Below are 11,145 nucleotides of genomic sequence, written 5' to 3'. Positions count from 1 at the left end.
CCAGCCTCCGCCTCACGCAGGAAGCCGATGATCTGTTCTTCGGAAAAGCGTTTCTTCACGTCCAATCTCCTTCAGATGGGGGATTGGACTCCAAACCGAGGTGCTACTCAAAACTGGGGGGACGTCGGTTTGTGTGGCAAGGCTGGGGCTCGGCCCCGGGCGAACCGTACGGTGCCTCCGACCTTGTCGAACTTGTCCTGTTCGGTGCAACCATGCTCGGTGCTGCTGCTGCGTTCGCTGCCGCCGCTTGGGTCGTCACTAAAGTACCTAGGCGTTTCGGCCTCGCTCTGGCTCTAGCTGGCGGGGCAGTCGCAGGTCTTGCACTTCACTGGTTTGCGCACCCTTTGGTGCCTACTTGGCGGCTCTGGTAGCGTGGCCTAACAACTCGTTCAAGGCGGACGCGCGTACCGCGCGCCGCTTAACTCCAGCGTTAGCGCATGAAAAATATCGCCATCCTGATCTTCCTTGCAGCTTTCAGCCAAGAGACGATCGCATGCCCTATGGACCTGCCTGATCCAAGGGCCGATGCCAGGAACGCAGACAATATCGAAGCCGGTTACGTCGTCGCAGACCGCTGGCCTGACTATGAGAGGCATCTCCTATCCGGCAAATCTGGCTTCGTTGTGCCTGATCGCCGGATAGTGCGGGTTGTCTTTACAGAGGTGCTCAAGGGCCGTCTTACCGCGCCACAAGAGATCGTCGTTCCCTGCTCCTCACCAGCCCCCGAGGCGCGGGAGCGCGTCATAGTCCTGCATAGCCAACAGTATGGCTATCATCTTGTTCCTTTCCTCTCGCCCGACTACGAGAAGGCCCTTCGTGCAGCACTCTCGCAGCGCTAACAACTCGTTCAAGGCGGACGGCTTCGCCGCCGCTTAACTCCAGCGTTAGGCATCAAACAGGGGGCACATCCATGAAGAAGCTCGTACTAATTTTCGCGCTAGTTTTCCTCGGCATAGGCAGTGCAAGCGCAGCGGACAAGAGTCCGAACGGTGTCTATCGCCCGACGCTAGCTACTCGCGCAAAGTCGTATCTCAAGAAATTTCCACTCAACAAGGTGGCGGTGGACGAGATTGTTCAGTACGTCGGCACGCCAGATAAATCCATGAACATCGCTGGCTCAGACTACCTTACGTACGACATCGAGCCGAAGAGCGGTAGCGGCGTCATCGAGTACACCTACATCGTTAAAGATGGCGTCGTGGTCAACGTTACGTACCTAAATTCTGGCAACTTCTTTGGCGTCACGCAAAGGGAGTCTGCCGTAAAGCTACAGACTCCGTAACCATGCTCCACGCGCCTAACAGTGCGTTCAAGGCGGACGGCTTCGCCGCCGCTTAACTCCAGCGTTAGGCGGCAGGGGATCACTATGAGGCGTGTCGTACAAAAGAACTACGAGGACGGTGACTGCGGCGTTGCCTGCGTGGCAATGATCGCCGGCGTCGATTATGACACTGCCCATGCGCAGGCCCTAAAACGTGGGCTCAAAAAGGCCGATGGTTCGTACTTCACATCTCACGCGGATCTGACGCGTCTACTAAAAGACTTCGGCGTGTCCTGTGTGCGACGTCGGTTTCGGTCTCTTCGAGAAACACCAACACCTTCCATCGTTAAGGTGAACCCAACCAAGGACGGAAAATACTGGCATTGGGTAGTGTTGGTGTCTCGGGGTGGAGAACATGTTCTTCTCGATCCAAATCCAGATCGCGCCGGGCGCATTGAAGATTTTCGGGGCTATCGGGGCGCCGGGGTATATTTGCATGCGGCCTAACAATGCATTCAAGCCGAAATTGCATCGCCACGCCAACAACATGGCAGAAAAAGCTTGCCATGTTGTCAGCTACGCGCTGCAATTCGGCTTAACTTGAGCGTTAGGGTGATGAAACAAATTCATTGGGGATTTTGATGGGTACTAAGAGCAGAGGCGCTATAACTGTCCTTCAGTTTGCTGCCGAGGCAGCAACTCGGGGCGCTACAGTCTGCGACCCCATCGGCGACGACTCGCCGTATGACCTTGTCCTCGACGTGCCAAATGTCGGATTTAAGAGAATTCAGGTTAAGACTGCATCTAAGACAACGACGGGCGTATACAACATTCCATGCCAACCCAGAGTCCCTTGCGTCGGTAGCAATGGCAAAATGACTTCAAAGGCTTCTCCCTATAAAAATGGCGCTGTTGATGCACTGGTTTCATGCGTCGAGGGTACCTGGTACATCTTTACTACTGTCCATTTGCTCCCTGCAACAATTGCAATCAATCCAAAATCTAGCGGCAAGTATGCCGGCGCTGCCAACTCATGGAAGGACATTGGCTTGTAGCTATTGCCCTAACAACTCGTTCAAGGCGGACGGCTTCGCCGCCGCTTAACTCCAGCGTTAGGCCGCAAGTCCGGCGCTCCATTATCACAGGAGTGAATATGAACAACACAACCCGAACTACTGTCGCCAACTACGTTACCCGGCATCGGAAAGAGATGCGGATTGCGCTATTCCTCCTCGCGTTCGCAGTTATTTGGTTAGGAGCCGAAAACGTAAGCAGCTTCTTTGCCGGCTTCTTCGATGGCGCTGCTGGTGTGTAGTATCGCCACTCGGGTGCCGCTGCCTAACAGGTTGTTCGAGGCGGACGGCTGCGCCGCCGCTTAACTCCAGCGTTAGACCGCATGGCCAAGACCCTGACGAGTTCTTGCACTCTCGACGCGAGTTATACATATGCATAGAACCACTTTGTTGACGATCTGCGTTCTGTGGATGCTCGCAAGCGGATGTTCCGCAGCGGCAGCCGCGAAGCCGCAAACCCGATGCGGCTGGTTCGATAACCCGACGCCAGGCAACGCCTGGCTCCATGATCGCGATGGAGAGTGGACGATTGCCATCCAGGGCGACTACGAGGCCCAAGGTGATTGGCCCCAGTTCAAAGACTCCCAATGGGTGCCCGTCGGTTGGTCGCACGGGTATGGATGTGCCTGCATGAAGGCTGTCGTGGACACGAAGACGCAGCGGATCGTCAGCATCCTTTCCGCGCACGCGCGGCCCTTGAGCGTCTGCCGGAAGGATCCTGCGCTCAAGGAACCGGAGCGCTAACCGCTCCATGTACCGAAGGCGTCGTTACAACTCGCCGATCCCGCCACGCCACTTGCTGGCCCCCAGTGACTTCCCGCTCGTTGAGCACGATGGCTCGGGCGCCTCGGCCAATTCGGCTGGCGCATGGGTCCGGCATCTGACATCCATCCAAGCCGACGCCGCCTCGCGGTGCCGCTTCACCCCCGCGCCAGGCGTTGCGACGATCTGATGACAACTCTTGCCCCAATGCGTGCCGAAGCGTACCCGGCCTTCTTCGAGGAAGCCGTCGCGTTCTATGCAGAAGAGAACGTCACGGCCGGTTGCTGGCGGGCGGCGGAAGCGCTCGACCTTTCTAGATCCGAAACGGAGCGCATGCTTTGGCGAGGGCTTGAAACTCCCGATCAGCACCTCTTCGAGATCTTCGCAGCTAACGGGAAGGAGCCGATTGGTTACGCGTGGGTCGCTGCGATGCCGATGGGCCATGCCAAGGTGGCATTCGTCATTCAGTTGAAAATCCATCCCGAGTCACGGCGCCGGGGGCACGCTCGCGCAGCGCTTGGCAGCATCGAGCGATACGCTCGGCGTCTTGGGCTGGCCGGCCTGGCGCTTCAGGTCTTCGCCCACAACCCCGGCGCGCAGGCCTTGTACGAGTCGGTCGGATATAAGGTTTCCAGCTTCAACATGATCAAGCCGTTCGTCGAGGATGGCACCTGATCCTTCGCCGTAAGCGGATGTCCGCAGGCCTGCACCTCTGGCCTCCGCCTGGCTCAGACCTCAGCGGGCAAAAGATGGACTTCAGCAATCTCGAACAATCAGCACTGCAGCTAAACGCGCTCTACGAGAAGCTCGAGACGAAGACGTATGGCCGTGTCTGGACTACACAGGAACTTGCGCTTGGTTTCATGGGAGACGTAGGGGATCTGGCAAAACTCGTCCAGGCACACGCCGGCGTGCGAAATATCGATGACTGCAAGGCCAGGCTTGGTCACGAACTGTCGGACTGTCTGTGGTCGATCATGGTCCTGGCAAACAAGTGCGGCATCGATCTTGAGGCCGAGTTCGTCAGGAACACCCGAGAGATCGCCGCCCACGTGTCCCGCGAGCTCGAAAGGTAATCCGTACCCATTTCCGTGGTCGCTGTGCAACGGCCGAACGACTCCTCAGGCCGGGGCGTCTTCGGGGCATGAGCGTGGCTTGTGCTCCCGTTGGCATCTGTTCTGGATGCACGCTTGCGCGCCCGGCCGGATTTTTCACCAGTACGCCGCGCTGCGTCCTTCCGGCTACCTGCTCGCGGACCTGGAGCCGGTCTCGATCCTCGTGACCTATCCCAAGGGATCGATCTGGGCGTGCATGCCTGACTGCCGCATTCACGACCTTTCACCACGAACGCCCGTGCCAGGCCCGCCCGGCTTCAAGAAGGGCGCGACCTTGGGTGGCTATGGCTATATGTTCCTGCTCGGTTCCATCACTGCATCGCCTCCGGCCATCATGAGTGGCACACACGACTAGCCATTCGGTTAACCCGCACCCGTGTCGACGGTATGTTCCTGCGCCAGCGACGGTCTGCGGTTTTTCGACATTGGCTGCGCCCCGCTGCACGAGCGGCGGTTGAAGCCCGACACGAACAGGGAGTTTTGAGACCGCATGCGAGTCCTTCTTTTTGGAAATTCGGGTTCGGGCAAGAGCACGCTGGCCAGGCGGTTGGCCCGGGAGCATGGCCTGGTCCACCTCGATCTCGATTCCATCGTCTGGGAGCCTGACCAGATCGCGGTCCAGCGCGATGCGCAGGCCATCTCGGCTTCGCTCGAAGCCTTTCTTCACGCGCATGACCGGTGGGTCATCGAGGGCTGCTACGGCGAACTGGTGCGCGCCGCGTCGGGCCACTGCACGGAGTTGGTGTTCCTCAATCCGGGGCTGGAAACCTGCCTGGCGCACAACCGCCAGCGCCCTTGGGAGCCGCACAAGTACGCATCAAAGGAAGCGCAGGACGCCATGCTCGAGAATCTGCAGGCCTGGGTTACGGACTACTACGAACGGAAGGATCCGTGGTCCTACCATGCGCACCGGCAGATCTTCGATGCCTTCAGCGGTCGCAAGCGCGAATGCCTGGATCGCTTTACCGATGCGAATCATTGGAGCCCGGGCTCGGCCTGACTGATTGTGTCGTGCGCTGCGCCAGCCCGGCCTTGGCGTTCCAGCAGCGCTGCATGGCGCCCGAGGAACACGCGCTCCACGTGCTCGCCGCGTCGCTGGCGTCATACGTGGACGTGCTGCGGTGTGCTGCCGTCGCAGGCCAGCGGGTGCGCCCCGCGCCAGCGGACGGCTGAACCCGGGTCGCGCGCGCTGGCCCTATCGCGTGGGGGGATAGGGCTTGTCACGCAACAGCGCCGCCAGATGGGCGGCGTTGGATGCCTGGGTCTGGATGGCGCCGGCCAGCGCCTTGGGCGTCTGGTCGAGGTCGATGTAGTTCTTCTTGTGCATCGCCTCGCCGACCCAGTAGGTGGAGCTGCCGCCCGGGATGCTGAAGCCGACGTCTGCCAACGCTTGGTAAAGCTCGGCAGTGACGTGGTGGGCTCCGTCCTCGTTACCCACCACGCTGACGATGGCGACCTTGCCGAAGGTGGGATAGACGCCGTGCTCGTCGATCTCGCCGAAAACCGCGTCAAGCCGTTCCAGCACCCGCTTGGCGACGCTGCAGGGCTGGCCCATCCAGATCGGGGTGGCAAGCACGAAGATGTTGGCCTGGTCGATGCGCTTGCGGATCGCCGGCCACGCATCGCCCGGGCCTTCGTCGGTTTTCACGCCGGGCTTGATGTCATGGTCGACCGCGCGCTCGTACGAGGTGCTGACGCCATGGCCATCGAGTGCGCGCAACACCTGGTCGAGCAGTTTCTGGGTCGAGGACGGCTGGTTGTCGCGCTTGAGCGTGCAGTTGAGGCCGAAGGCGGAGAGCATGGCGGCTCCTTGGCGAAGCGGGTCCTGCAGTCTGCGCCTGGCCTTGTCTAGTCGGGGTCGGCAGAGCGGGCGCAGCGTCTTCACAACTGGCAGAACACTTCCGCCATGGCCGAGTCGTTGCGCCGGTAGTGCGGACCGGGGCCGTCGAAGTGCCCGTCCAGCAAGGCAAGGTCGACCATGTGTGCGACGTCGAACAAACGCTCGGACGGTTCGTCCCCGTTGACTTGCCGGCCACGTAGCAGCTCGGTGCCGCGGGTCCCACGGCCGTGGCATTGCGGTTCCACGACACGCAGCTTGCCCTGGTAGACGAAGCGCAAGGACCTTCTTTCGCGGATGGCTCGATCGATGAGGGTGTTGGGCATGGGCAGCTTCCTCGCGCACCCTGCCTCCTTTGCAGGGGCACCGGCTGCGGCGTGCCACAAGCCTGCACCCGCCCGCGTGGAAAGATGGTCAGCCCACCGGCGAGACGGCCTCGACGTGCTCGGGCATGCGACGCAACCAGCGGTCGCGCAGCCAGCGGTCGCACGGCGTCGACCAACAACGTGCAATCAGCACGCCGAGCGCCCAGCACGCCACGAACGCCGGCACATACCAGAGGTAGCCGCTGCGCGCGTCGGCACCGCTCCAGCGGAACAGCCGTACGAGCACGAACACCACGAACATGTGGCTGAGGTAGATCTCGTAGCTGAGCCGGCCCCAGCTGCATAGCCAGCGCAGGCCGCGCGGCACGCGCGGCGGCGCGCCGCGAAAGGCGAGCAGCAGCACCAGCGTGGAGCCGGTGAGCAGCAGCATCACGCCCTCGTGCAGCAGCGGCCACAGCCAGTGGCCGCCCAGCGTCGCGCCGAGCAGCCCGAGCGCGCCGCCCCAGCGCAGCAGTCGGGCCGCGCGAGGCGGGATGGAAGCGAGACGGGCGGACCACAACGCGCCGAGCACGCCGGTGGCGATCGCCGCCATGCCCGGCAGGTACGCCTTCTCCTGCCAGATCTCGTTGCCGTCCAGCGCCGTGCGGGTCCACGGCAGCGACAGCGCCAGTATCAGCAGCAGCGGCACCAGCACCCAGGTGCGCCGGATGAGCAGGCAGGCCAGCGGAAAGCCCAGGTAGAACGCCTCCTCGATCGACAGCGACCAGAGCACGTCCCAGTTGCCCGGCAGGTAGCCGGTGTGGCCTTCGTACCAGTTCAGGTGAAGGCCGAGCGCGGCGAGCAGCGCGCCGCCCAGCGATTGACCCGGGCGATGGATGGTGTAATCCGCCACGCCCAATCCGTGCAGCACGGCCAGCACCGCCAGCAGCGCGACCAGGCACGGCACGATGCGGGCAAAGCGGCGGGCGTAGAAGGCCTTCACGTCGATCCGTGCCAGGCTGCCCCAGCGCTCCAGCACGTTGCCGGCAATCAGGAAGCCGGAGATCACGAAGAACACGAACACCGCTTCGTAGCCGTTGTAGTTGAGCGCCTGCAGCAACCGCACCGGCAGCACGTCTACCAGCGCCGTGGCCTTCAGCGGGATGCGCATCGGCAGGCCCAGGTGGTTGAGCAGCACGAACACGATGGCCAGCCCGCGCAGCAGGTCGATGCCGGCGTTGCGTGCGGTAGGCGCCCCGCCTGCCTCAGCCATAGCGCTTGAGCTCGCCCTCGTCCTTGAGGCTGAACGGGGTGAAGTGGGTGTGCTCGTCGTAGGTGTCCACGCCCTCGCGCGACTTGAGGAAGCCGACCACCGCGTAGGTCAGCGGCGTGAACACCACCTCCACCAGCACCTTCATCGCCCAGTTGAAGGCGATCACCTTGAAGATGGTCTGGCCCTCCCAGATGCCGATGAAGGCGATCGGGTAGAAAGTCAGGCTGTCCACGCCCTGCCCCACCAGCGTCGAGCCGATGGTGCGCGTCCACAGCATGCGGCCGCGGGTCCAGATCTTCATGCGCGCCAGCACGAAGGAGTTGGCGAAGTCGCCCAGCCAGTAGGCGACGATGGAGGCAAGCGCGATGCGCCAGGTGCCGCCGAACACGATCTCCAGCGCCGGCTGCAGTTGCGCGTTGAACGGCTCGCTCGGGCTCGGCGGCATGTGGATGATCGCCTGCGACATCGCCGTGGCGAACAGCATGGCGCCGAAGCCCGCCCAGATCGCGCGCCGCGCGCGGGCATAGCCGTAAACCTCGGTGAGCACGTCGCCGAAGATGTAGCTCGCCGGGAAGAACAGGTTGCCGGCGCCGAACGACAACGCCCCAAGCACCGGCAACGTGATCGTGCAGACCTTGGCCGGACCGATCAGGTTGGAACACAGCAACACGGCGATCATGCCGCCGACCAGCAGGTCGTAGTAGCGGAAGCCGCGCATCGGTGCGGCGGATGTGGATGCGTCCATCGGGCCCCCTGGCGTGTGGCAACGGCGCAGGATAGCGTCAAGCGGGCCTTGGCCGCTGCGGTGCGGAACTCAGGGCCTCGCAACGGCGGCTGATTCCTCGCGCAGCACGATCACCCCGTCCAGCACCTTCGACCAGTCGAGCGTATACGGCGTGCCGTAGACCAGGGCACGCCCGGAAACCTTGCCCAAGGCCCGCAGCTGGCCGCGGTCGAGAAAGCGCAGCGGGGCCCGCTCCGCATGCGCATACGCCACCGCTTCCAGGCTACCGGGCGCTGCAGGAACCAAGGTGTGCGCCGGGCCGCGGCCGCCGACCTGACCGTAGCTGCCCGACAAGGCGCTGAAGCCCACGGCAGCGGCGTGATCGCCGAGACTGGCGTGCACATAGCTGCCGAACGGTCGCACGCCGGGCCTTGCCCCCTCCAGCGATCGGGCCGCGTGCACGCTTGCACACCAGACGATGACGCGGGTGCCTGCCGGCCAGCTTGCGCGTATGCGCTTCAGGTTGGCGTACATCGCGCGGTCGCGAAGGCCGCCGGGGTCACCGTCGGCGAACGCCAGGTAGTCGGTGTACGAATCGGCCATCGCCCGCACGTCGGGCGAGACGCCGGCGGGCCGTGCATCGAGCCCCGCGCGGATGTCGCGGAGGCAGCCACGCAACTGGTCCAGGGCGCGGCTATCGAACGGATGGGTGTCGTCATACGTCCAGCGGTCATGGCGCCCGATGACCTGCTCGCAGGTGCGCCGGCGTCCGCCGGCCAGTACGCCCGCCAGCACACCGGGCAACCGTTGCTGCGTGTAGTACGCCGTGATGCCGCCGACCTGGGGGTCCATGCCAGCGACGTAGATGCGGCCCGCCCTGGTCTCCTTGAACAGCCAATCCGCCAGCGGCGCGAAGGATGGATAGCGCGACCAGAGCGCCCCGATCGCGTCGGTGAGTTGCTGGCGGGTTCCCGAGCCCGCGGCCAGGTGGCGCTGTGCAGCGAGCATGTCGTAGAACTGGCTCTCGAACACCACGCCCCGGAACCCGCACCGGGCGACCAGTCGCTCAACCAGTCGGGACTTCACCTGGAGCGTAGTGGCGGCGGCGTGGTTGGCGTCCTCGCCGAGGAGCACCACGTCTTTCGAGCACAGCGCGTGGATGACGGGGTCCAGTGGGGCCGCGGCTGGCGCCGCGTGGGCCCACGACGCGGTCGCCACGATGAAGCACAGGAGGGCCAGGCTCACTCGCATGCGCATTCCCTTGCAGCGCGCCGACGCCGACGCCGGGCCATTATGGCGGGTCAGTCCTCGTGTTCGCCCTGGCCGGGGAACAGCACGTCGGTGAAGCCGAACTTGGCGAAGTCGGTAATGCGCGAGGGATACAGGCGCCCGATCAGGTGGTCGCATTCGTGCTGTACCACGCGGGCGTGGAAGCCCTCGGCCGTGCGGTCGATCGGCTGGCCCTTCGGGTCGATGCCCTGGTAGCGGATCAGCGTGAAGCGGTTCACCGCGCCGCGCAGGCCGGGGACCGACAGGCAGCCTTCCCAGCCCTCCTCCATGTCCTGCGAGGCTGGCGTCACCAGCGGGTTGAGCAGGATCGTGCGCGGGACCGCCGGGGCGTCCGGGTAGCGATCGGATCGGTCGAAGCCGAAGATCACCAGTTGCAGGTCCACGCCGATCTGCGGTGCGGCCAGGCCGACGCCGCCGGCGGCTTCCATGGTGTCGAACATGTCCTGGATGAGCTGATCCAGCTCGGCGCTGCCGATCATCGCCGCGGACACCGGGGAAGCAATGCGCGTCAGGCGGGGGTCGCCCATCTTGAGGATGTCGCGGATCATCGGGGCCTCGCGTGGTAACGGTACAGGTCTGCGGGCGCGGCAGGTCGATTGCAAGATCGAGCCTCGCAGGCGGGCTCATCCCATTACCCGGCGCGCGCCGTGGCGGGCCGAAGCCCACCCAAACGCCACTAGCGGCTGCCGAAGACCTTCTTCAGCAGGTCGGTGGTGCGTGCGGCGGGATTCCTGCGGATCGCCTGCTCCTGTTCGCCGATCATGGTGAACAGGCCGTCGAGCGTCTGCTGGGTGACGTAGTCGTCCAGGTCGAGCGGGTTGCGCTTGCCGTCGTTGCCGCCCAGCGCGCCGAGCACGTCGCCCAGTCCGGCGCCCCCGCCGGCCGCGGTGAGCGCCTTGTATTTCTGCGTGACACCGACGCGGTCGGTCGCCTGGGCGACGATCGGATGGATGCGCGCGGTCAGCGCGTCGCCAGCGACGCGGCGGAAGAAGTCGGTGGCGGCATGGTCGCCGCCGGTGAGGATGCCGCGCGCGTCCTGCAGGGTCATCTTGCGGATGGCGTCGCCGAAGATGTCGGCCACCTGCGGCACGGCCTTTTCGGCGGCGCGGTTCATGCTGAGCTCGAAGGCATCGACCTTCTCGCCCTGCCCGAGCTTCCGGGCCAGGTCGCCCACCTGCTTGAGCTTGCCCGGCAGCGGGATGCGCACCTTGGCGTTGCCCCAGAAGCCGTCGGTGCGTCCGAGCGTGTTGATCGCGTGGGTGGTGCCTTTGGCGAGCGCCTCCTTGAGGCCCGCGGCGATGTCGCTGCCGGGCAGGTTGGCGCCGCGCGCGGTACTGCTGGCGTGGGTACCCTGTTTCAGTTGCTTGAGCAGGTCGTCGAGCTGGCCGCCGGCGGCAGCAGGCAGCGCGGCGATCGCCAGCAGGAAGCCGAGGCAGGCAGGTCGCAGACGCATGGCAGGACTCCGTGGGGATGCGGGGCGAGTTTACGCGCGCCATGGCGCGCGC

At 64.1% G+C, this 11,145-nt stretch carries 18 protein-coding genes; 11 read left to right on the top strand and 7 right to left on the bottom strand.

Features of this window, described 5'->3' with window-relative positions:
* The first annotated feature begins 437 nt into the window (after positions 1-437).
* From ACFWZ3_RS15195 to ACFWZ3_RS15145, 11 genes are all read left to right on the top strand, one after another.
* Positions 438-839, top strand: coding sequence for a hypothetical protein (locus ACFWZ3_RS15195; protein ID WP_439708522.1), 402 nt, complete (start codon positions 438-440; stop codon positions 837-839).
* 71 nt (positions 840-910) lie between these two features.
* Entirely contained in the window at positions 911-1,282 is a 372-nt protein-coding gene (locus tag ACFWZ3_RS15190) for a hypothetical protein (RefSeq protein ID WP_439708521.1), read from the top strand.
* 84 nt (positions 1,283-1,366) lie between these two features.
* Positions 1,367-1,768: a cysteine peptidase family C39 domain-containing protein gene (locus ACFWZ3_RS15185; RefSeq protein ID WP_439708520.1), complete on the top strand. Its 402-nt coding sequence runs from the start codon at positions 1,367-1,369 to the stop codon at positions 1,766-1,768.
* Positions 1,677-1,865 carry a hypothetical protein gene (locus ACFWZ3_RS15180; RefSeq protein ID WP_439708526.1) on the top strand — a complete coding sequence of 63 codons (189 nt, stop codon included), beginning with the start codon at positions 1,677-1,679 and terminating at the stop codon, positions 1,863-1,865. The genes ACFWZ3_RS15185 and ACFWZ3_RS15180 overlap by 92 nt, the downstream gene beginning before the upstream one ends.
* Before the next feature lie 37 nt (positions 1,866-1,902).
* Positions 1,903-2,316: a group I intron-associated PD-(D/E)XK endonuclease gene (locus tag ACFWZ3_RS15175; protein ID WP_439708519.1), complete on the top strand. Its 414-nt coding sequence runs from the start codon at positions 1,903-1,905 to the stop codon at positions 2,314-2,316.
* Positions 2,317-2,414: 98 nt separating this feature from the next.
* Positions 2,415-2,576 carry a hypothetical protein gene (locus tag ACFWZ3_RS15170; RefSeq protein ID WP_439708518.1) on the top strand — a complete coding sequence of 54 codons (162 nt, stop codon included), beginning with the start codon at positions 2,415-2,417 and terminating at the stop codon, positions 2,574-2,576.
* Between the two features lie 130 nt (positions 2,577-2,706).
* Complete coding sequence (locus ACFWZ3_RS15165; RefSeq protein ID WP_439708517.1) at positions 2,707-3,078, top strand: DUF4087 domain-containing protein; 372 nt, start codon at positions 2,707-2,709, stop codon at positions 3,076-3,078.
* A gap of 207 nt (positions 3,079-3,285) precedes the next feature.
* Positions 3,286-3,771 (top strand): GNAT family N-acetyltransferase, encoded by a 486-nt coding sequence (locus tag ACFWZ3_RS15160; RefSeq protein WP_439708516.1) that lies wholly within the window; start codon positions 3,286-3,288, stop codon positions 3,769-3,771.
* A gap of 74 nt (positions 3,772-3,845) precedes the next feature.
* Positions 3,846-4,172 (top strand): nucleotide pyrophosphohydrolase, encoded by a 327-nt coding sequence (locus tag ACFWZ3_RS15155; RefSeq protein WP_439708515.1) that lies wholly within the window; start codon positions 3,846-3,848, stop codon positions 4,170-4,172.
* 79 nt (positions 4,173-4,251) lie between these two features.
* Entirely contained in the window at positions 4,252-4,566 is a 315-nt protein-coding gene (locus ACFWZ3_RS15150) for a hypothetical protein (RefSeq protein WP_439708514.1), read from the top strand.
* A 135-nt stretch (positions 4,567-4,701) separates the two neighbouring features.
* A complete protein-coding gene (locus ACFWZ3_RS15145; protein ID WP_439708513.1) occupies positions 4,702-5,211 on the top strand; it encodes an AAA family ATPase in 510 nt (169 codons plus the stop codon).
* A gap of 195 nt (positions 5,212-5,406) precedes the next feature.
* Here ACFWZ3_RS15145 and ACFWZ3_RS15140 read toward each other — a convergent pair whose 3' ends face one another.
* From ACFWZ3_RS15140 to ACFWZ3_RS15110, 7 genes are all read right to left on the bottom strand, one after another.
* Positions 5,407-6,012 (bottom strand): flavodoxin family protein, encoded by a 606-nt coding sequence (locus tag ACFWZ3_RS15140; protein ID WP_439708512.1) that lies wholly within the window; start codon positions 6,010-6,012, stop codon positions 5,407-5,409.
* 80 nt (positions 6,013-6,092) lie between these two features.
* On the bottom strand, positions 6,093-6,374 hold the full coding sequence (locus ACFWZ3_RS15135) for a hypothetical protein (protein ID WP_439708511.1): 282 nt from the start codon (positions 6,372-6,374) through the stop codon (positions 6,093-6,095).
* A gap of 88 nt (positions 6,375-6,462) precedes the next feature.
* Positions 6,463-7,626 (bottom strand): acyltransferase family protein, encoded by a 1,164-nt coding sequence (locus tag ACFWZ3_RS15130; RefSeq protein ID WP_439708510.1) that lies wholly within the window; start codon positions 7,624-7,626, stop codon positions 6,463-6,465.
* Positions 7,619-8,371: a queuosine precursor transporter gene (locus tag ACFWZ3_RS15125; RefSeq protein WP_439708509.1), complete on the bottom strand. Its 753-nt coding sequence runs from the start codon at positions 8,369-8,371 to the stop codon at positions 7,619-7,621. The genes ACFWZ3_RS15130 and ACFWZ3_RS15125 overlap by 8 nt, the downstream gene beginning before the upstream one ends.
* Before the next feature lie 69 nt (positions 8,372-8,440).
* A complete protein-coding gene (locus ACFWZ3_RS15120; RefSeq protein ID WP_439708508.1) occupies positions 8,441-9,601 on the bottom strand; it encodes an erythromycin esterase family protein in 1,161 nt (386 codons plus the stop codon).
* A gap of 50 nt (positions 9,602-9,651) precedes the next feature.
* Positions 9,652-10,188 (bottom strand): peptide deformylase, encoded by a 537-nt coding sequence (def, locus tag ACFWZ3_RS15115; protein WP_439708507.1) that lies wholly within the window; start codon positions 10,186-10,188, stop codon positions 9,652-9,654.
* 128 nt (positions 10,189-10,316) lie between these two features.
* Positions 10,317-11,093 carry a DUF4197 domain-containing protein gene (locus ACFWZ3_RS15110; RefSeq protein ID WP_439708506.1) on the bottom strand — a complete coding sequence of 259 codons (777 nt, stop codon included), beginning with the start codon at positions 11,091-11,093 and terminating at the stop codon, positions 10,317-10,319.
* Positions 11,094-11,145: the final 52 nt, after the last annotated feature.

Origin of the sequence: Frateuria sp. GZRR35 (assembly GCF_051900415.1) — a bacterium.
Lineage (GTDB): Bacteria > Pseudomonadota > Gammaproteobacteria > Xanthomonadales > Rhodanobacteraceae > Frateuria_A.
Note: the sequence above shows the minus strand (reverse complement) of the source record. Positions and strands in the feature narration are given on the sequence as shown.

Excerpts from the sequence above, each read along its gene's own strand:
- ACFWZ3_RS15185 (WP_439708520.1), top strand. The coding sequence starts at position 1,367 with ATGAGGCGTGTCGTACAAAAGAACTACGAGGACGGTGACTGCGGCGTT.
- ACFWZ3_RS15145 (WP_439708513.1), top strand. The coding sequence starts at position 4,702 with ATGCGAGTCCTTCTTTTTGGAAATTCGGGTTCGGGCAAGAGCACGCTG.
- ACFWZ3_RS15165 (WP_439708517.1), top strand. The coding sequence starts at position 2,707 with ATGCATAGAACCACTTTGTTGACGATCTGCGTTCTGTGGATGCTCGCA.
- ACFWZ3_RS15180 (WP_439708526.1), top strand. The coding sequence starts at position 1,677 with ATGTTCTTCTCGATCCAAATCCAGATCGCGCCGGGCGCATTGAAGATT.
- ACFWZ3_RS15125 (WP_439708509.1), bottom strand. The coding sequence starts at position 8,371 with ATGGACGCATCCACATCCGCCGCACCGATGCGCGGCTTCCGCTACTAC.
- ACFWZ3_RS15190 (WP_439708521.1), top strand. The coding sequence starts at position 911 with ATGAAGAAGCTCGTACTAATTTTCGCGCTAGTTTTCCTCGGCATAGGC.
- ACFWZ3_RS15130 (WP_439708510.1), bottom strand. The coding sequence starts at position 7,626 with ATGGCTGAGGCAGGCGGGGCGCCTACCGCACGCAACGCCGGCATCGAC.
- def (WP_439708507.1), bottom strand. The coding sequence starts at position 10,188 with ATGATCCGCGACATCCTCAAGATGGGCGACCCCCGCCTGACGCGCATT.
- ACFWZ3_RS15120 (WP_439708508.1), bottom strand. The coding sequence starts at position 9,601 with ATGCGAGTGAGCCTGGCCCTCCTGTGCTTCATCGTGGCGACCGCGTCG.
- ACFWZ3_RS15160 (WP_439708516.1), top strand. The coding sequence starts at position 3,286 with ATGACAACTCTTGCCCCAATGCGTGCCGAAGCGTACCCGGCCTTCTTC.
- ACFWZ3_RS15195 (WP_439708522.1), top strand. The coding sequence starts at position 438 with ATGAAAAATATCGCCATCCTGATCTTCCTTGCAGCTTTCAGCCAAGAG.
- ACFWZ3_RS15155 (WP_439708515.1), top strand. The coding sequence starts at position 3,846 with ATGGACTTCAGCAATCTCGAACAATCAGCACTGCAGCTAAACGCGCTC.
- ACFWZ3_RS15110 (WP_439708506.1), bottom strand. The coding sequence starts at position 11,093 with ATGCGTCTGCGACCTGCCTGCCTCGGCTTCCTGCTGGCGATCGCCGCG.
- ACFWZ3_RS15135 (WP_439708511.1), bottom strand. The coding sequence starts at position 6,374 with ATGCCCAACACCCTCATCGATCGAGCCATCCGCGAAAGAAGGTCCTTG.
- ACFWZ3_RS15175 (WP_439708519.1), top strand. The coding sequence starts at position 1,903 with ATGGGTACTAAGAGCAGAGGCGCTATAACTGTCCTTCAGTTTGCTGCC.
- ACFWZ3_RS15170 (WP_439708518.1), top strand. The coding sequence starts at position 2,415 with ATGAACAACACAACCCGAACTACTGTCGCCAACTACGTTACCCGGCAT.
- ACFWZ3_RS15140 (WP_439708512.1), bottom strand. The coding sequence starts at position 6,012 with ATGCTCTCCGCCTTCGGCCTCAACTGCACGCTCAAGCGCGACAACCAG.